The sequence below is a fragment of the Pseudomonas sp. B21-012 genome (genome assembly GCF_024749305.1).
Taxonomy (GTDB): domain Bacteria; phylum Pseudomonadota; class Gammaproteobacteria; order Pseudomonadales; family Pseudomonadaceae; genus Aquipseudomonas.
This window is the reverse complement of record NZ_CP087197.1, coordinates 4,132,600-4,150,793: the sequence shown is the minus strand read 5'-3', so window position 1 is coordinate 4,150,793 and position 18,194 is coordinate 4,132,600. Positions and strand designations below refer to the sequence as shown.

The 18,194-nt window shown below is 62.6% G+C and carries 14 protein-coding genes; 9 read left to right on the top strand and 5 right to left on the bottom strand.

Translation table 11 applies throughout. The features are described 5' to 3' along the window. Window positions 1–12: 12 nt before the first annotated feature. Window positions 13–723, bottom strand: a complete 711-nt coding sequence (locus LOY37_RS18835) for a FadR/GntR family transcriptional regulator (protein ID WP_045195031.1) — start codon at window positions 721–723, stop codon at window positions 13–15. Between the two features lie 75 nt (window positions 724–798). Next, window positions 799–1,152 carry a hypothetical protein gene (locus LOY37_RS18830; RefSeq protein ID WP_258715498.1) on the bottom strand — a complete coding sequence of 118 codons (354 nt, stop codon included), beginning with the start codon at window positions 1,150–1,152 and terminating at the stop codon, window positions 799–801. Window positions 1,153–1,499: 347 nt separating this feature from the next. On the opposite strand from LOY37_RS18830, the gene LOY37_RS18825 reads away from it, so the two are divergent. Further along, complete coding sequence (locus LOY37_RS18825; protein ID WP_258715497.1) at window positions 1,500–6,365, top strand: NAD-glutamate dehydrogenase; 4,866 nt, start codon at window positions 1,500–1,502, stop codon at window positions 6,363–6,365. 151 nt (window positions 6,366–6,516) lie between these two features. On the opposite strand, the gene LOY37_RS18820 is transcribed toward LOY37_RS18825, so the two are convergent. Beyond that, complete coding sequence (locus LOY37_RS18820; RefSeq protein ID WP_195884706.1) at window positions 6,517–7,335, bottom strand: pyruvate, water dikinase regulatory protein; 819 nt, start codon at window positions 7,333–7,335, stop codon at window positions 6,517–6,519. 176 nt (window positions 7,336–7,511) lie between these two features. Between LOY37_RS18820 and ppsA the strand changes: the two genes are divergently transcribed. The 8 genes from ppsA (at window position 7,512) to LOY37_RS18780 (ending at window position 15,697) form a co-directional block, all read left to right on the top strand. Then, window positions 7,512–9,887, top strand: coding sequence for a phosphoenolpyruvate synthase (ppsA, locus tag LOY37_RS18815; protein ID WP_045195023.1), 2,376 nt, complete (start codon window positions 7,512–7,514; stop codon window positions 9,885–9,887). 107 nt (window positions 9,888–9,994) lie between these two features. Then, window positions 9,995–10,984 carry an alpha/beta fold hydrolase gene (locus LOY37_RS18810; protein ID WP_093380685.1) on the top strand — a complete coding sequence of 330 codons (990 nt, stop codon included), beginning with the start codon at window positions 9,995–9,997 and terminating at the stop codon, window positions 10,982–10,984. Window positions 10,985–11,180: 196 nt separating this feature from the next. Beyond that, window positions 11,181–11,669: a ribonuclease E activity regulator RraA gene (gene rraA, locus LOY37_RS18805; RefSeq protein WP_038994247.1), complete on the top strand. Its 489-nt coding sequence runs from the start codon at window positions 11,181–11,183 to the stop codon at window positions 11,667–11,669. Between the two features lie 28 nt (window positions 11,670–11,697). Then, window positions 11,698–12,693, top strand: a complete 996-nt coding sequence (locus LOY37_RS18800) for a zinc transporter ZntB (RefSeq protein WP_045195019.1) — start codon at window positions 11,698–11,700, stop codon at window positions 12,691–12,693. Window positions 12,694–12,786: 93 nt separating this feature from the next. Then, window positions 12,787–13,041 carry a CrfX protein gene (locus LOY37_RS18795; RefSeq protein ID WP_371128640.1) on the top strand — a complete coding sequence of 85 codons (255 nt, stop codon included), beginning with the start codon at window positions 12,787–12,789 and terminating at the stop codon, window positions 13,039–13,041. Window positions 13,042–13,043: 2 nt separating this feature from the next. Further along, window positions 13,044–13,868, top strand: coding sequence for a mechanosensitive ion channel family protein (locus LOY37_RS18790; protein WP_038994250.1), 825 nt, complete (start codon window positions 13,044–13,046; stop codon window positions 13,866–13,868). Between the two features lie 114 nt (window positions 13,869–13,982). Then, window positions 13,983–14,549 (top strand): RNA polymerase sigma factor SigX, encoded by a 567-nt coding sequence (gene sigX, locus LOY37_RS18785; protein WP_036990388.1) that lies wholly within the window; start codon window positions 13,983–13,985, stop codon window positions 14,547–14,549. 110 nt (window positions 14,550–14,659) lie between these two features. Next, entirely contained in the window at window positions 14,660–15,697 is a 1,038-nt protein-coding gene (locus tag LOY37_RS18780; RefSeq protein WP_045195013.1) for an OmpA family protein, read from the top strand. Window positions 15,698–15,754: 57 nt separating this feature from the next. Here the strand turns inward: LOY37_RS18780 and cobA are convergent, their stop codons facing one another. After that, window positions 15,755–16,492, bottom strand: coding sequence for a uroporphyrinogen-III C-methyltransferase (gene cobA / locus LOY37_RS18775; protein WP_045195011.1), 738 nt, complete (start codon window positions 16,490–16,492; stop codon window positions 15,755–15,757). Between the two features lie 28 nt (window positions 16,493–16,520). Next, window positions 16,521–18,191, bottom strand: a complete 1,671-nt coding sequence (locus tag LOY37_RS18770) for a bifunctional protein-serine/threonine kinase/phosphatase (RefSeq protein ID WP_093380688.1) — start codon at window positions 18,189–18,191, stop codon at window positions 16,521–16,523. Window positions 18,192–18,194 lie beyond the last annotated feature (3 nt).

Here is an 18,194-nt window from a genome sequence, read left to right as displayed (position 1 = left end):
TCTATAGGGTGTTCAGTCGATACTCGGCAGGTCCAGTTTCAGGCGTTTGGCCGAGGCCCGCAGGTGCGCTTCGGCGCAGGCTGCGGCGCCCAGCCGGTCGCCATCGGCGATGGCCTGGTACAGCGCCTGATGCTCGCGATGGGCATCGGCCGAACCGCCGACCGAATGCGCTGCGGAGTTTTCCCAGGCGGTGCGACGGGCTGCGGCCAGCTGGCCACGCAGAAAATCATGGAAAGCGACGAAATAATCGTTCTTGCTGGCCTCGGCGATGGCCCGATGAAACTCCACGTCGGCAGCGGCGGCCACGGCAAACTCGCTGCGCTTGTCGAGCATCTCCTGCAGGGCCTTGCCCATGCGCGCCAGGTCAGCGGCGTCGCGGCGCTGGGCGGCTACCGAGGCGGCCTGGGTCTCGATCCACAGGCGCACTTCGAACATCTGCACCAGGTCCGGGCTGCGGCCTTGCGCAGCAGGGAAGCGGAATACCGTGCCGGTCGGGGTTTGCGAAATGTACGAACCCAGGCCGCGGCGGGCGATCAGCACCCCGTCCGCCTTGAGCTGGGCCACTGCCTCGCGTACCACCGAGCGGCTGACGTTCAATTGCTCGGCCAGTTGCTGTTCGGTGGGCAGGCGCGATTCGGCCGCCAGGCGACCGGAATCGATTTCTGCGCGGATGGCGCCGACAACCCGTTCGACCAGGGTGTCGGGGCGCTGAAGCTCAAGCATGAGGGGTGGCTCATTAATCAGGTTGTCAGACAATGCCTTTTGCAGCGGTTCCTTGTCAAGAAACCGCGTGGGCGATTACAGCTCGCTGACGTAGGTGCCGGTGCCCTTGAGGATGTTCTGCAGGGTTTCTTCGACTTCGGCGAGGTCGGTGCCGTCGGAGATCAGGGTAATCTCCAGGTGATCGTCGCCTTTGAACACATCGGCATCGCCTGGCGCCACTTCGATCAGCAAACGCTCGACGCTGAGGCTGACCTTGAGGCCGTCGAGGGTGCTTGGCTCGTCATCCAGGGTGATGTCCACCGTGTCTTCGTCCGGATAGCGCGTCATGAGGAACATCTGGCCCTTGTCGCTGTGGCAGCACAGGGTGGCCATGTTGTCTTCTTCATCATCGCAGGGTGTGGCGAAGAGCAGGGCGGTCTTGAATTGCATGAGCGGCTCGATCAATAAGTTGAAACACGATTCTGCCAGTCTTCGGCCTGTGGATAAACGTACGGTTGCACCTCAATGACCGAATATGTCGCAGCACCGCAAGCAGGGGCGGGCGGGCACTCGTTAAGCTGCGCTGTCGATGGACACCCGTAAAGACACAGCCGCGCTGGCAGTCGTTTTTGCAGATGCCCATCCGTGGAGCGGGAAGATGTGACTTGCGGGTCACCTTGAGCGCCTGTTTCTATGGTTTTACCGTCCTCCTGCTGCGGGTTGGCTATCGTTGATCCGTAAATGGCGGACGCGCGCGACGCTTCACTCAATAATAAAGCCCAAGCGGAGTACCACAGATGGCGTTTTTCACCGCAGCCAGCAAAGCCGACTTCCAGCATCAACTGCAAGCGGCCCTGGCGCAGCACATCAGCGAACAGGCACTGCCACAAGTGGCGCTGTTCGCCGAGCAGTTCTTCGGCATCATCTCTCTGGACGAACTCACCCAGCGCCGTATGTCGGACCTGGCCGGTTGCACCCTCTCTGCGTGGCGCATCATCGAGCGTTTCGATCACTCCCAGCCTCAGGTTCGCGTCTACAACCCCGATTACGAGCGTCATGGATGGCAGTCGACCCACACCGCGGTCGAAGTCCTGCACCATGACCTGCCATTTCTGGTCGACTCGGTACGCACCGAGCTCAACCGTCGCGGCTACAGCATCCACACCCTGCAGACCACCGTACTGAGCGTGCGTCGCGGGCCGAAAGGCGAGCTGCTGGAAATCCTGCCCAAGGGCACCCAGGGCGAAGGCGTGCTGCAAGAATCGCTGATGTACCTGGAAATCGACCGCTGCGCCAACACCGCCGAACTCAACCTGCTGACCCGCGAGCTTGAGCAGGTGCTGGCTGAAGTGCGTGTCGCCGTCGCCGATTTCGAGCCGATGAAAGCCAAGCTGCGCGAGGTCGTGGCGCTGGTTGAACAAACCGCCTACGCCCCGGCACAAAATGAAAAGGCCGAGGTCAAGGCGTTCCTCGAGTGGCTGCTGGGCAACCACTTCACCTTCCTCGGCTACGAAGAATTCGTCGTCCATGGCGACGCCCAGGGCGGCCAGCTGCAATACGACGAGCAGTCGTTCCTCGGCTTGACCCGCATGCTGCGCGTCGGTCTCACCGCCGAAGACCTGCGCATCGAAGACTACGCCGTCAATTACCTGCAAGAGCCGCTGCTGCTGTCCTTCGCCAAGGCCGCGCACCCAAGCCGCGTGCACCGTCCGGCCTACCCGGACTACGTGTCGATCCGCCAGCTGGACGCCGACGGCAAGGTCATCAAGGAATGCCGCTTCATGGGCCTGTACACCTCCTCGGTGTACGGCGAGAGCGTGCGCGCGATCCCCTACATCCGTGGCAAGGTCGCCGAAGTCGAGCGCCGCTCGCACTTCGACCCCAAGGCCCACCTGGGCAAGGAGCTGGCGCAGGTCCTGGAAGTGCTGCCGCGCGACGACCTGTTCCAGACCCCGGTCGACGAGCTGTTCAGCACCGTCATGTCGATCGTGCAGATCCAGGAGCGCAACAAGATCCGCGTGTTCCTGCGCAAGGACCCGTACGGCCGCTTCTGCTACTGCCTGGCCTACGTGCCGCGTGATATCTACTCCACCGAAGTGCGGCAGAAGATCCAGCAGGTGCTGATGGAGCGCCTCAAGGCCAGCGACTGCGAGTTCTGGACCTTCTTCTCCGAGTCGGTGCTGGCCCGCGTGCAATTGATTTTGCGCGTCGACCCGAAAAACCGCATCGACATCGACCCGCAGCAACTGGAAAACGAAGTGATCCAGGCCTGCCGTTCGTGGCAGGACGACTACGCCAGCCTGACCGTCGAAAGCTTCGGCGAAGCCCAGGGCACCAACGTCCTGGCCGATTTCCCGAAAGGCTTCCCGGCCGGTTACCGCGAGCGTTTCGCCGCCCATTCGGCGGTGGTCGACATGCAGCACCTGCTGACCCTGTCCGAGCGCAAGCCGCTGGTCATGAGCTTCTACCAGCCGCTGACCCAGGCCGGCAAACAGCAGCTGCACTGCAAGCTGTACCACGCCGATACACCGCTGGCGCTTTCAGATGTGCTGCCGATTCTGGAAAACCTCGGCCTGCGCGTGCTCGGCGAGTTCCCCTACCGCCTGCGCCATGCCAATGGCCGCGAGTACTGGATTCATGACTTTGCCTTTACCGCCGCCGAAGGCCTGAACCTCGACATCCAGCAGCTCAACGACACCCTGCAGGATGCTTTCGTGCACATCGTCAATGGCGATGCCGAGAACGACGCCTTCAACCGCCTGGTGCTGACCGCCGGCCTGCCATGGCGCGACGTGGCGCTGCTGCGTGCCTACGCCCGCTACCTCAAGCAGATCCGCCTGGGCTTCGACCTCGGTTACATCGCCAGCACCCTGAACAACCACACCGACATCGCCCGCGAGCTGACCCGGTTGTTCAAGACCCGCTTCTACCTGGCGCGCAAGCTCACCAGCGAAGACCTCGACGACAAGCAGCAGCGTCTGGAACAGGCGATCCTCACCGCCCTGGATGACGTCCAGGTGCTCAACGAAGACCGCATCCTGCGTCGCTACCTGGACCTGATCAAGGCCACCCTGCGCACCAACTTCTACCAGACCGATGCCCAGGGCCATAACAAGTCGTACTTCAGCTTCAAGTTCAACCCCAAACTGATCCCCGAGCTGCCCAAGCCGGTGCCGAAGTTCGAGATCTTCGTCTACTCGCCACGGGTCGAGGGTGTGCACTTGCGCTTTGGCAACGTCGCCCGCGGCGGCCTGCGCTGGTCGGACCGTGAAGAAGACTTCCGCACCGAAGTGCTGGGCCTGGTAAAAGCCCAGCAGGTGAAGAACTCGGTGATCGTGCCGGTCGGCGCCAAGGGCGGTTTCCTGCCGCGTCGCCTGCCGCTGGGCGGCAGCCGCGACGATATCCAGGCCGAAGGCATCGCCTGCTACCGGATCTTTATTTCCGGCCTGCTGGACATCACCGACAACCTCAAGGACGGCGCCCTGGTGCCGCCGGCCAACGTCGTCCGGCATGACGACGATGACCCGTACCTGGTGGTGGCTGCCGACAAAGGCACCGCGACCTTCTCCGATATCGCCAACGGCATTGCCATCGACTACGGCTTCTGGCTCGGCGATGCGTTCGCCTCCGGTGGCTCGGCCGGTTACGACCACAAGAAAATGGGCATTACCGCCCGTGGCGCCTGGGTTGGCGTGCAGCGGCACTTCCGCGAGCGCGGCATCAACGTCCAGGAAGACTCGATCACCGTGGTCGGCGTCGGCGACATGGCCGGTGACGTGTTCGGCAACGGCCTGCTGATGTCCGACAAGCTGCAACTGGTGGCGGCGTTCAACCACCTGCACATCTTCATCGACCCGAACCCGGAGCCGGCCAGCAGCTTCGCCGAGCGCCAGCGCCTGTTCGACCTGCCGCGTTCGGCCTGGAGCGACTACGACACCAGCATCATGTCCGAAGGCGGCGGGATCTTCCCGCGCAGTGCGAAAAGCATCGCGATCACCGCGCAGATGAAAGAGCGCTTCGCCATCGAAGCCGACAAGCTGACCCCGACCGAGCTGCTCAACGCACTGCTCAAGGCGCCGGTCGACCTGCTGTGGAACGGCGGTATCGGCACCTACGTCAAGTCCAGTGAGGAAAGCCACGCTGACGTCGGCGACAAGGCCAACGACGCCCTGCGCGTGGACGGCAACGAGCTGCGCTGCAAGGTGGTGGGCGAGGGCGGCAACCTTGGCATGACCCAGCTGGGCCGGGTCGAGTTCGGCTTGAACGGCGGCGCCACCAACACCGACTTCATCGACAACGCCGGTGGCGTGGACTGCTCCGACCACGAGGTCAACATCAAGATCCTGCTCAACGAAGTGGTGCAGGCTGGCGACATGACCGAGAAGCAGCGCAACCAGCTGCTGGGCAGCATGACCGACGAAGTGGCCGGCCTGGTGCTGGGCAACAACTACAAGCAGACCCAGGCGTTGTCGCTGGCTGCGCGTCGGGCCAAGGAGCGCATCGCTGAATACAAGCGCCTGATGGCCGACCTTGAAGGCCGTGGCAAGCTGGACCGCGCCATCGAGTTCCTGCCGACCGAAGAGCAACTGGCCGAGCGCCTGGCCGCCGGCCAGGGCCTGACCCGTGCCGAGCTGTCGGTGCTGATCTCGTACAGCAAGATCGACCTCAAGGAGCAGCTGCTCAAGTCGCTGGTGCCGGACGATGACTACCTGACCCGCGACATGGAAACCGCGTTCCCGCCGTCGCTGGTGAGCAAGTTCGCCGAAGCCATGCGCCGCCATCGCCTGAAACGCGAGATCGTCAGCACCCAGATCGCCAACGATCTGGTCAACAACATGGGCATCACCTTCGTTCAGCGCCTGAAAGAGTCCACCGGCATGAGCCCGGCGAACGTCGCTGGCGCCTACGTGATCGTGCGCGACATCTTCCACCTGCCGCACTGGTTTCGTCAGATCGAGGCGCTGGACTACCAGGTCCCGGCTGAAATCCAGCTGACCCTGATGGACGAGCTGATGCGTCTGGGCCGCCGTGCGACCCGCTGGTTCCTGCGCAGCCGTCGTAACGAGCAGGATGCCGGGCGTGACGTGGCGCACTTCGGACCGAAGATCGCTGCTTTGGGGCTCAAGCTTGACGAGCTGCTGGAAGGGCCGACCCGCGAGCGCTGGATGACCCGTTACCAGGGCTTTGTCGAAGCCGGCGTGCCGGAGCTGCTGGCGCGCATGGTGGCCGGCACCACGCACCTGTACACCCTGTTGCCGATCATCGAGGCTTCCGACGTCACCGGCCAGGACCCGGCCGAAGTGGCCAAGGCTTTCTTCGCCGTTGGCAGCGCCCTGGACCTGACCTGGTACCTGCAGGAAATCAGCAACCTGCCGGTGGAAAACAACTGGCAGGCGCTGGCCCGTGAAGCCTTCCGCGATGATATCGACCTGCAGCAGCGGGCGATCACCATCTCGGTACTGCAGATGATCGACGCCCCCGAGGACATGGACGCCCGCGTGGCCCTGTGGCTGGATCAGCACCGGGTCATGGTCGAGCGCTGGCGCGCCATGCTCGACGAGCTGCGTGCCGCTACCGGCACCGACTACGCCATGTACGCGGTGGCCAACCGCGAACTGGTGGACCTGGCCCTGAGTGGTCAGGCCACGGTGATGCCGTCTTAAGCGGCTAGCTTTAAGCTACAAGCTGCAAGTGGAATGCGTTGTTTCCGCTTGCAGCTTTCAGCTTGCTACTCGTGCAAGCTAACAACTTTCTCACCAACAGCGCCGCCTGCTTTTTCTTGTCGCTTGAAGCTTGCAGCTTGCAGCTTGCAGCCTACTTAAACCTTCGCTCTACACCTTTCTCGACCAGAATCTTCGCCGCAATCTCTTCCACGGAGAAATGCGTGGAGTTGATGTGCGCAATGTTCTCGCGGCGGAACAGGTTCTCCACTTCACGTACCTCGAACTCGCACTGGGCAAAGCTTGCGTAGCGGCTGTTGGGCTTGCGCTCGTGGCGGATGGCGGTCAGGCGGTCGGGGTCGATGGTCAGGCCGAACAGCTTGTGCTGGTGGTTTTTCAGGGCCTGGGGCAGTTGCAGGCGCTCCATGTCATCTTCGGTCAGCGGGTAGTTGGCCGCGCGGATGCCAAATTGCATGGCCATGTACAGGCAGGTCGGGGTCTTGCCGCAACGCGACACGCCTACCAGGATCAAGTCGGCCTTGTCGTAGTAGTGGGTGCGTGCGCCGTCGTCGTTGTCGAGGGCGAAGTTGACCGCCTCGATGCGTTCCATATAGTTGGAATTGCCGCCGATCGAGTGGGATTTGCCCACCGAATAGGACGAATGGGCGGTCAGTTCCTGTTCCAGCGGGGCCAGGAAGGTCGAGAAGATGTCGATCATGAAACCATTGGAGGTGGCGAGGACCTCGCGGATATCCTGGTTGACGATGGTGTCGAAGATGATCGGACGGACACCGTCTTTCTCAGCGGCGCTATTGATTTGTTGTACCATCACCCGCGCTTTTTCCACGCTGTCGATGTACGGCCGCGTGAATTTATTGAACGCAATGGTATCGAACTGCGCTAGAAGACTCTGTCCCAGCGTCTCGGCGGTAATGCCGGTGCCATCGGAGATAAAGAAAGCAGATCGTTTCATTTGCGCCTTGGGCCTTAAGCTGGTGACGAATCTTGGATATGATAGGTTCGGTTTACCGAACACTGCGTTCGGCATTCTCACTTATTTTCCAGGTCCAGGCCACAAGCGCCCGGCCAAGCCAGAGCTGGCAGGCGGGCGACCTGAGCTTTTCCAACACAGTTAGTGGAGAGATCACCTTGGTAGAGTACGTAGTTTCCCTCGATAAGCTCGGCGTCCATGATGTGGAGCATGTGGGGGGCAAGAACGCATCCCTCGGCGAGATGATCAGTAACCTCGCGGGCGCCGGTGTCTCGGTCCCCGGCGGCTTTGCCACTACGGCTCAGGCGTATCGTGACTTTCTCGAGCAGAGCGGCCTGAACGCCCAGATCCACGCCGCCCTCGACGCGCTGGACGTTGACGACGTCAACGCCCTGGCCAAGACCGGTGCGCAGATCCGTCAATGGATCATGGAAGCCGAGTTCCCCGAGCGCCTGAACGCCGAAATCCGCACTGCTTTCGCCGAAATGTCCCAGGGCAACCCGAACATGGCCGTGGCCGTGCGCTCCTCGGCCACTGCCGAAGACCTGCCGGACGCCTCGTTCGCCGGCCAGCAGGAAACCTTCCTGAACATCCGCGGCGTCGACAACGTCATCCGCGCCGCCAAGGAAGTGTTCGCCTCGCTGTTCAACGACCGCGCCATTTCCTACCGCGTGCACCAGGGCTTCGACCACAAGCTGGTGGCCCTGTCGGCCGGCGTGCAGCGTATGGTCCGCTCGGAAACCGGCACTGCCGGGGTGATGTTCACCCTCGACACCGAGTCGGGCTTTCGTGACGTGGTGTTCATCACCGGCGCCTACGGCCTGGGTGAAACCGTCGTTCAGGGTGCGGTCAACCCCGACGAATTCTACGTGCACAAAGGCACCCTGGAAGCCGGCCGCCCGGCGATCCTGCGCCGCAACCTGGGCAGCAAGGCGATCAAGATGGTCTATGGCGAAGAAGCCAAGGCCGGTCGTTCGGTCAAGACCGTCGATGTCGACAAGGCCGACCGCACCCGTTTCTGCCTGAGCGACGCCGAAGTCAGCGAGCTGGCCAAGCAGGCGATGATCATCGAGAAGCACTACAAGTGCCCGATGGACATCGAATGGGCCAAGGACGGTGACGACGGCAAGCTGTACATCGTTCAGGCCCGCCCTGAAACCGTGAAAAGCCGCGCCCAGGCCAACGTCATGGAGCGTTACCTGCTCAAAGAGACCGGCACCGTGCTGGTCGAAGGCCGCGCCATCGGCCAGCGCATCGGCGCCGGCAAGGTACGGATCATCAAGGACGTCTCGGAGATGGACAAGGTCCAGCCCGGCGACGTACTGGTTTCGGACATGACCGACCCGGACTGGGAACCGGTCATGAAGCGCGCCAGCGCCATCGTCACCAACCGTGGCGGGCGTACCTGCCACGCGGCGATCATCGCCCGTGAACTGGGGATCCCGGCGGTGGTTGGTTGCGGCAACGCCACCCAGCTGCTCAAGGATGGCCAGGGCGTGACCGTGTCGTGCGCCGAAGGCGATACCGGCTTCATCTTCGAAGGTGAGCTGGGCTTTGACGTGCGCAAGAACTCCGTCGACGCCATGCCGGAGCTGCCGTTCAAGATCATGATGAACGTCGGCAACCCGGACCGCGCCTTTGATTTTGCCCAGCTGCCCAACGCCGGTGTCGGCCTGGCGCGCCTGGAATTCATCATCAACCGCATGATCGGCGTGCACCCCAAGGCGCTGCTCAACTACGCAGGCCTGCCTGCCGAGCTCAAAGAGAGCGTCGACAAGCGCATTGCCGGCTACAACGACCCGGTCGGCTTCTACGTCGAGAAACTGGTCGAGGGCATCAGCACCCTGGCGGCGGCGTTCTGGCCGAAGAAGGTCATCGTGCGCCTGTCGGACTTCAAGTCCAACGAATACGCCAACCTGATCGGCGGCAAGCTCTACGAGCCGGAAGAAGAAAACCCGATGCTGGGTTTCCGCGGTGCTTCGCGCTACATCAGCGAAACCTTCCGTGACTGCTTCGAGCTCGAGTGCCGCGCCCTCAAGCGCGTGCGCAACGAGATGGGCCTGACCAACGTCGAGATCATGGTGCCGTTCGTGCGCACCCTGGGCGAGGCCAGCCAGGTTGTCGACCTGCTCGCCGAAAACGGCCTGGCCCGCGGTGACAACGGCCTGCGCGTGATCATGATGTGCGAACTGCCGTCCAACGCCATCCTCGCCGAAGAGTTCCTCGAGTATTTCGATGGCTTCTCCATCGGCTCCAACGACCTGACCCAGCTGACCCTGGGCCTGGACCGCGACTCGGGGATCATTGCGCACCTGTTCGACGAGCGTAACCCTGCTGTCAAGAAGCTGCTGGCCAATGCCATCCAGGCCTGTAACAAGGCTGGCAAGTACATCGGCATCTGCGGCCAGGGCCCATCCGACCACCCGGACCTGGCCAAATGGCTGATGGAACAGGGCATCGAAAGCGTCTCGCTGAACCCGGACTCGGTCCTCGAGACCTGGTTCTTCCTGGCTGAAGGCCAGGCCGCGAACTGATGCGCTGAACCGGAGCCTTCACCTGGCGGTTACGCCGGTGAGGGTTCCGACCGTATTCCAGGGCGTGTTCCAGTGATGGATCTCGCCCTTTTTTGTGCAAGAACCCTATGCAAAGCAGCAGTACCCTTTTTCCCGTGGCCTTGCTCAGTGCCGAGCGCCGTGGCGACCTGAGCGAGGACGTGTACCGGATCAAAGCCGGTAACAGCCCGGATCGCAGCGTCGAGCTGGCGCTCACCCGCCTGGGCATGGCCGATCAAGCCGAGGTGCGTGGCACCCCGGTCATTCTGCTGCACGGCAGCTTTTCCAACCGGCGCTTCTGGTATTCGCCCCGGGGCATTGGCCTGGGCGCCTACCTGGCGCGCGCCGGTTTCGATGTGTGGATCCCGGAGATGCGCGGCCACGGCCTGTCGCCGCGCAACCATGGCTATCGCAACAACCGCGTGGCTGACTATGCCCGTTACGACCTGCCGGTAATTGCCGCGTTCGTCTGCGAGCAGGCCGGCAGGCCTGCGCACTGGATCGGTCACTCGCTGGGCGGTACCACCCTGGCGGCAGCCCTCGGTGGCCAGTACCTGGGCGCCGAGCAGGTGGCCAGCGTGGCGTTCTTCGGTACCCAGGTCAGCCGAACCTACTGGCCACTGAAGCTGCCGCCGGTGGAGTGGGGCGGGCGCCTGCTGCTCAAGCGCTTTGCGCAGATTTCCGGCTCGCGGCTCAAGCGCGGCCCGGAAGACGAGCCGATTGGCCTGGCGCTGGAAAGCATGCGCTGGTTCGGTCTGTTTGGCCGCTTTGGCGACAAGGATCGTGACTGGTGGGCGGGGCTGGCCGAAGTTGATGTGCCAGTGCTGGCGGTGGCCGGCGCGGGTGATCACCAGGACCCGGTGTGGGCCTGTCGCAAGCTGTTCGAGCAACTGGGCAGCGAGCACAAGCAGTTTGTCCGCCTGGGCCGTGAAGAGGGCTTCGACAACTTTGGTCATGTCGACATGCTGGTCAGCAAGCCGGCGCAGGCGCAGGTCTGGCCGTTGGTCGAGCGTTGGTTGCAGGATCCGCTGGCGGCGTTGCTGCCGGAGGCGGCGCAAGCCGTTTCGCCGGCGAGCTGATGCCGTTAAGATATGACGATTGTGAAGGTTTTGGTCATTTTTGGGTTTTTCAGCGAACATCTGTTCGCTGACTCCTTGCCCAAGGTGACCGCAACGGCAGTGACGTGTAGCCTTGGGCCTAAAGCCGCATCGCCGGGCCTCGTTCACTGAGTGAAACTGCGACATTCATCGTCTCGATAATCGACAGGAGTTTCCCATGCATTACATCACCCCCGATCTGTGCGACGCCTACCCGGAACTGGTGCAGGTGCTGGAGCCGATGTTCAGCAACTTCGGCGGCCGCGACTCCTTCGGGGGTGAGATCGTCACCATCAAGTGCTTCGAGGACAACTCGCGGGTAAAAGAGCAGGTCGAGCTCGATGGCACCGGCAAGGTCCTGGTGGTCGATGGCGGTGGTTCGCTGCGCCATGCCCTGCTCGGCGACATGCTCGCCGAAAAGGCGGCGAAGAATCACTGGCAAGGCCTGGTGATCTACGGATGCGTGCGTGATGTCGATGTCCTGGCGCAGACCGACGTCGGCGTCCAGGCCCTGGCCAGCCACCCGCTCAAATCGGTACGCCGCGGTGTTGGCGAACTCAACATCCCCGTGACCTTTGCCGGCGTGACCTTCCGTCCGGGCGAATACATCTACGCCGACAACAATGGCGTGATCGTCTCGCCAAGCCCGTTGAAAATGCCTGAGTAAAGCTCTGAAACCGGTCAGTGGGGTAGGGATGTTCGAGGAAGAAAACGCGCAATGGGGGCTGGTGCATGCCCTTGTGCTGGATGGAAAAGGCGGTGCCCGTGCGATCGCCCGAACTGAACTGGACGCCCTTGCGTTGCAGCCCCAGGAAAGCCTGTGGCTGCACTGGGACCGCAGCCACCCGCAGACCCGCACCTGGTTGCGCCACGACAGCGGCCTGAACGAGTTTGCCTGCGACCTGTTGCTGGAAGAAAACACCCGTCCACGCCTGCTGCCCCTGCCGGATGCGCAGATGCTGCTGTTTTTGCGCGGGGTCAACTTAAACCCCGGCGCTGAACCCGAAGACATGGTCTCGGTGCGCATCTTCGCCGAGGCCCAGCGGGTGATCTCGCTGCGCCTGCGGCCGTTGCGCGCCAGTGACGAGCTGCTCCAGCAACTGGCCGAAAATCGAGGGCCGAAGACCGCCTCCGAGCTGCTGCTGAGCATGGCCCAACTGCTGACCGAAAAGGTCCAGGCGCTGATCAGCGACCTCTCGGAAGTGGTTGACGGCGAAGAAGAGCAGCTTGAAGCCGACAAGCGCTATGCCCCGGATCAGGGCAGCCTGCAGCAGATCCGCCGGCGTGCGGCGGGGCTGCGGCGCTTTCTCAACCCGCAGCGGGAAATCTACGCACAACTGGCGCGCAACAAGTGGAGCTGGTTCGCCGCCGACGATGCCGACTACTGGAACGAGCTCAACAACAGCCTGACCCGCTACCTCGAAGAGCTGGATCTCACCCGTGAGCGCGCCGCCCTGGTGCTCGAGAGCGAGGACCGGCGCCGCAGCGAGCGGATGAACCGGACCATGTACCGCTTCGGTATCATCACCTGCATCTTCCTGCCCATGAGTTTCGTCACCGGGCTTCTGGGCATCAACGTCGGCGGCATTCCCGGCTCCGACAGCCCCTACGGCTTTCTGTTCGCCAGCCTGCTGGTACTGGCCCTGGCGTTGGGGCAATGGTGGCTGTTCCGCCGCCTGCGCTGGGTGTGAAGATGAAATCTGTGAACATGCAGTCACAAACTGCCTGGGCGGTTCATGTGACCCGTTGTCTGGCGACCTCGTCTTTGACAGATATTGCGCGAGGTGCCTATGCACGATCCGTTTGAAGAATCCCTGCGAGACCTGCTCAAGGCATCGCCGTCCGGTCAGGACCGCGACGACGACGCCTGCCTGGGCCGGGTCCTGAAAACCGCCAACCGCCAGGTTGGCGCGGGCGATCTGTTCAGCCTGCTGGGCCGCTGGAGCCAGGCGCTGATGATTGCCGTGAACAATGGCTCGGCGCATGTCGCGCCGGTGCGCCGTAACGCTACCGCCCGTAAAGCTGATAAGGCCGATTGAATATGGAACTTGATCTCTGGACCCAGAGCCTGGTCACCGCGATGACAGCGCTGTGGACCAAAGTGGCGAACTTCATTCCCAACCTGTTCGGCGCCCTGGTTGTGGTGCTGCTCGGTTTCGTCGTGGCCAAGCTGCTCGATACCCTATTGTCGAAACTGCTGGCCAAGCTCGGCCTGGATCGCCTGATGGGCGGCACTGGCCTGACCAAGATGCTCAGCCGGGTCGGCATCCAGGTGCCGATCTCGACCCTGATCGGCAAGATCGTCTACTGGTTCGTACTGCTGATTTTCCTGGTTTCGGCCGCTGAATCCCTGGGCCTTGAGCGCGTCTCGGCGACCCTCGACATGCTCGCCCTGTACCTGCCGAAGGTGTTCGGTGCGGCGCTGGTACTGCTGGCCGGTGTGTTGCTGGCGCAACTGGTCAACGGCCTGGTACGCGGCGCCGCCGAAGGCATCGGCCTGGAATATGCCGCAGGCGTCGGGCGCATCGCCCAGGGCCTGGTGATTATCATCAGTATCTCGGTGGCAATCAGCCAGCTTGAGGTCAAGACCGACCTGCTCAACCATGTGATCGTCATCGGTTTGATTACCGTTGGTCTGGCCGTAGCGCTGGCCATGGGCCTGGGCAGCCGGGAAATCGCCGGGCAGATCCTGGCCGGAATTTACGTGCGTGAACTGTATCAAGTGGGCCAACAAGTGCGGATTGGCGAGGTCGAAGGGCAGATCGAAGAGATCGGCACGGTCAAGACGACCCTGCTGACCGATGATGGCGAACTAGTGTCGTTGTCCAACCGGATTCTGCTTGAGCAGCGAGTCAATAGCCGCTAACCGGGCAAATCCTGCTAATGTATGCCGCCGCAAAAATGCCCCAGGCAGGGGTATGCGGCGACATTGACCTGACTGTCGGCCAGATCCGTTTTGAATAAAGTTCACTCGCTGCCCATGCGTTACGACCCCCGCGAGCTCACTGATGAGGAGTTGGTGGCGCGTTCGCATGAGGAGCTGTTTCATGTTACTCGCGCGTATGAGGAGCTCATGCGCCGCTACCAACGGACCCTTTTTAACGTCTGTGCACGTTATTTAGGGAACGATCGGGATGCTGACGATGTCTGTCAGGAGGTGATGCTCAAGGTGCTCTATGGGCTGAAGAACTTCGAGGGCAAATCGAAGTTCAAGACATGGCTCTACAGCATCACCTACAACGAATGCATCACCCAGTACCGCAAGGAGCGGCGCAAACGTCGACTGATGGATGCCTTGAGTCTTGATCCACTCGAGGAGGCCTCGGAAGAGAAGGCGCCAAAACCGGAAGAGAAAGGCGGGCTGGACAAATGGCTAGTGCATGTCAATCCGATTGACCGCGAGATTCTGGTGCTTCGATTTGTCGCAGAACTGGAATTTCAGGAAATCGCCGATATCATGCACATGGGCCTGAGCGCAACGAAAATGCGGTACAAGCGTGCGCTTGACAAGCTACGTGAGAAATTTGCGGGCCTTGCTGAAACTTAGTAGCGCGCAAATATCTCTAACGTACCGGCAAGTTCTGCTAGACTTGCCGTCGAGTTGTCCCCCGGATGTTGGTGGGACTGCTTAACTATCACCAGATGGGGATTTAACGGATGAAATTGAAAAACACCTTGGGCTTGGCCATTGGTTCTCTTGTAGCCGCAACTTCCTTCGGCGCTCTGGCACAAGGCCAAGGCGCAGTCGAAATTGAAGGCAACGTCACCAAGCAGTACTACGACAGCGAACGTAACTTCAAGAACGACGGCACCAATCCTGGTGTTCGCCTCGGTTACTTCCTGACCGACGACCTGTCCCTGGACCTGGGCTACAACGAGACTCACAACGCTCGTGGCGAAGTCTTCAACAAAGACATCAAAGGTTCCAAGGCCAAGCTGGACGCTACCTACCACTTCGGTACCGTCGGCGACGCTCTGCGTCCATACGTTTCGGCTGGTTTCGCTCACGAAAGCCTGGGTCAAGCTACCCGTAACGGCCGTGACCACTCCACCTTCGCCAACGTTGGCGCTGGCGCCAAGTGGTACATCACCGACATGTTCTTCGCCCGTGCTGGCGTTGAAGCCATGTACAACATCGACAACGGCAACACCGAGTGGGGTCCGACCGTTGGTCTGGGTCTGAACTTCGGTGGTAGCGGTGGCAAGGTTGAAGCCGCTCCTGCTCCAGTCGCTGAAGTCTGCTCCGACAGCGACAACGATGGCGTCTGCGACAACGTCGACAAGTGCCCTGACACCCCAGCCAACGTTACCGTTGACGCTGATGGCTGCCCAGCTGTTGCTGAAGTCGTCCGTGTTGAGCTGGACGTCAAGTTCGACTTCGACAAGTCGGTCGTCAAGCCAAACAGCTACGGCGACATCAAGAACCTGGCTGACTTCATGAAGCAGTACCCACAGACCACCACCACTGTTGAAGGTCACACTGACTCCGTCGGTCCTGACGCTTACAACCAGAAACTGTCTGAGCGTCGTGCAAACGCCGTTAAGCAAGTTCTGACCAACCAGTACGGTGTTGAGTCGAACCGCGTTGAGTCGGTTGGCTACGGTGAAACCCGTCCGGTTGCTGACAACGCCACCGACGCTGGTCGCGCTGTTAACCGTCGCGTAGAAGCACAAGTAGAAGCCCAAGCCAAGTAATTGGTCCAGGCGCTACTGAAAAGCCCGGCCTAGGCCGGGCTTTTCTTTGCCTGCGATTCAGGCTGTCAGTTGCTGCAGCACTGCGCTGTGCGCTGCTGCCACCTCGCCGATCACCACAATCGCCGGGCTGCACAGCTTGAAGCGGGCGGCGTCCTGGCACAGCTGCGCCAGCGTGCTGCGTTGCTCGCGCTGCTGAGGCAGCGAGGCATTCTCGATCATGGCCACCGGCGTCTGCGCCGCCAGGCCACCTGCCAGCAAGCCCTGCTGCACGTCCTCCAGCTTGCTCACGCCCATGTACACCACCAGGGTAGTTCCGCCCTGGGCCAGCGCCTGCCAGTTCAACGGGCTGTCGTCCTGAGTGTGGGCGGTGACCAGGGTCACGCCACGGCTGACGCCGCGCAAGGTCAGCGAGATACCGCATTGGGTCGCGCCGGCCAAGCCTGCGGTAATGCCATTGACCAGCTCGGTTTCGACGCCATGAGCCTGCAACCAGGCCGCCTCTTCGCCGCCGCGGCCAAAGATGCACGGGTCACCACCCTTGAGCCGCGCTACGCAGCGGCCCTGACGGGCATAGCGCAGCATCAGGCGCTGAATGAAGGCTTGCGGCGTGGAGCGGCATCCGCCGCGCTTACCCACGGCAACCACCCGCGCCTGCGGGCAGTGTTGAAGAATGTGCGGGTTGACCAGGTCGTCGATCAGCACCACTTCGGCTTCCCCCAGGGCGCGTACCGCCTTGAGGGTCAGCAGCTCCGGATCACCGGGGCCTGCACCAATCAGCCAGACTTTCGCATGCATCGGGTTTTCCTCATCGGCATAGGGGCTGTCAGCCTTTTAGCAGGCTGATCAGCAGGATCAGGTTAAGCAGCAGGGACAGCAGCGCCAGGGTGCGCCAGACTTTCAGCGGCTCGCGCTCAAGCAGCGGCCGCGGGCGCACGCTGAGCGCCTGGCGGTCGCCCTGTTCAAGCAGCAACAGCCATTGCTCGGCGGTTTCAAAGCGTTGCCGTGGGTCGGCGAGCAGTGCCTGAGCGAGGTTGTGCTCGAGCCATTCGGGCAGGTCCGGGCGATAGCGGGCGGCGCTGATCGCCTGGGTGAAGCGCGGGCGCTGGAAGGCTTCGATTTCGCCATAGGGGTAATGTCCGGTGAGCAGGTAGTACAGCGTTACCGCCACGCTGTAGAGGTCCTGTTGCGGGCTGGGCGGCTCGGCGTCGAAGGCTTCCGGCGCAATAAACGAGGGCGTGCCCGGCAGCTCATGGGCGCGGTCTTCAGAAAGACCAGGGCAGAACGCCAGGCCGAAATCCAGCAGGCGCAGCTGGCCGTCATCGCCCAGGAGCAGGTTCTCGGGCTTGATGTCGCGATGGAGGATGTTGCGTCGGTGCAGCGCGCCTACCGCCTGCAACAGTTGCCGGGCCAGCGCCTGCCATTGCGCCAACGGCAGGGGGCCGCTGGCGGCGAACCGTTGCGCCAGGGTTTGCCCGGAGTACTCGCGCATCAGGTAATACAGGTGCTGGCGCTGGCTGGCCGGGTGCACTTCGGGGAAGTAGCGCCCGGCCACCCGGCGCAGGAACCACTCTTCAAGCAGCAGGCCTTGCTGCGCGCCGGGTTCATCTTTGCGTTCGGCCGGCAGGGTTTTCAGCAGCCATGCCTGTTGCTGCGGGTCGCGCACGCGATACAGCAAGGATTGGCGGCTGTGGCCAAGCGCCCGCTCGACCTGCCAGCCGTCGATTGTCTGCCCGCTGCGCAAGGCGGGCGGCAGTGGCCATTGCTGCAATTGCGCCAGCGAATCACCGAGGTTGCTCGCACCCAGTTGTTCGACCCGCACCAGCAGGGCGCTGGCATTGTCCTGGCTGCCGCTGTAGTGAGCCGAGCTGACCAGGGTCTGGGCGGCGTCCTGCAGGTCGATCTGCTCGCGCAGCACCGCGCGAATCTGCGCTTCGCTGAGGCTGGCCCAGACGCCGTCGCTGAGCAGTACGAAACACTCACCGGCCTGCAGCTCGCCCTCCAGGTAGTCGACCTGCAGGTGCTGGTCCAGGCCCAGGGCGCGCTTGAGCACGTGCTGCATGCCGGGTTGGTCCCAGACGTGGTCTTCGCTGATGCGCTGCAGTTGCCCGGCGGCCCAGCGGTAGATCCGGCAATCACCGACATGCGCCAGGGTAAAACGCCGACCACGCAGCACCAGTGCGCTCAGCGTGGTCAGCAGCGGCTGGCCGCCGCCATTGGCACGCAGCCAGCGGTTCTGCGCCAGTAGCAGGCGGTCCAGGGCCTGGGCCACGCCCCAGGTGGCCGGCGTGGCGTAATAGTCCAGGGCCAGCGCCTGCAGGCTGGCCCGCGCCGCCAGGCCGCCATCGGCGCACTGGCTGACGCCGTCGGCGAGGGCGAACAGGTAGCCTTTGCTGGCGGCCAGTTCCGGGTTGGGGGTGACCAGGCGCAGGGCGTCCTGGTTTTCCTCCCGGGGGCCGCTGGCGCTGGCCTGGGCAAAGCTCAGTTGCAGGCTCATGTT

What these genes read in the sequence shown, in the direction of transcription:
- LOY37_RS18835 (WP_045195031.1), bottom strand. Translation starts at nt 723, where the DNA reads ATGCTTGAGCTTCAGCGCCCCGACACCCTGGTCGAACGGGTTGTCGGC.
- LOY37_RS18830 (WP_258715498.1), bottom strand. Translation starts at nt 1,152, where the DNA reads ATGCAATTCAAGACCGCCCTGCTCTTCGCCACACCCTGCGATGATGAA.
- LOY37_RS18825 (WP_258715497.1), top strand. Translation starts at nt 1,500, where the DNA reads ATGGCGTTTTTCACCGCAGCCAGCAAAGCCGACTTCCAGCATCAACTG.
- LOY37_RS18820 (WP_195884706.1), bottom strand. Translation starts at nt 7,335, where the DNA reads ATGAAACGATCTGCTTTCTTTATCTCCGATGGCACCGGCATTACCGCC.
- LOY37_RS18810 (WP_093380685.1), top strand. Translation starts at nt 9,995, where the DNA reads ATGCAAAGCAGCAGTACCCTTTTTCCCGTGGCCTTGCTCAGTGCCGAG.
- rraA (WP_038994247.1), top strand. Translation starts at nt 11,181, where the DNA reads ATGCATTACATCACCCCCGATCTGTGCGACGCCTACCCGGAACTGGTG.
- LOY37_RS18800 (WP_045195019.1), top strand. Translation starts at nt 11,698, where the DNA reads ATGTTCGAGGAAGAAAACGCGCAATGGGGGCTGGTGCATGCCCTTGTG.
- LOY37_RS18790 (WP_038994250.1), top strand. Translation starts at nt 13,044, where the DNA reads ATGGAACTTGATCTCTGGACCCAGAGCCTGGTCACCGCGATGACAGCG.
- sigX (WP_036990388.1), top strand. Translation starts at nt 13,983, where the DNA reads ATGCGTTACGACCCCCGCGAGCTCACTGATGAGGAGTTGGTGGCGCGT.
- LOY37_RS18780 (WP_045195013.1), top strand. Translation starts at nt 14,660, where the DNA reads ATGAAATTGAAAAACACCTTGGGCTTGGCCATTGGTTCTCTTGTAGCC.
- cobA (WP_045195011.1), bottom strand. Translation starts at nt 16,492, where the DNA reads ATGCATGCGAAAGTCTGGCTGATTGGTGCAGGCCCCGGTGATCCGGAG.
- LOY37_RS18770 (WP_093380688.1), bottom strand. Translation starts at nt 18,191, where the DNA reads ATGAGCCTGCAACTGAGCTTTGCCCAGGCCAGCGCCAGCGGCCCCCGG.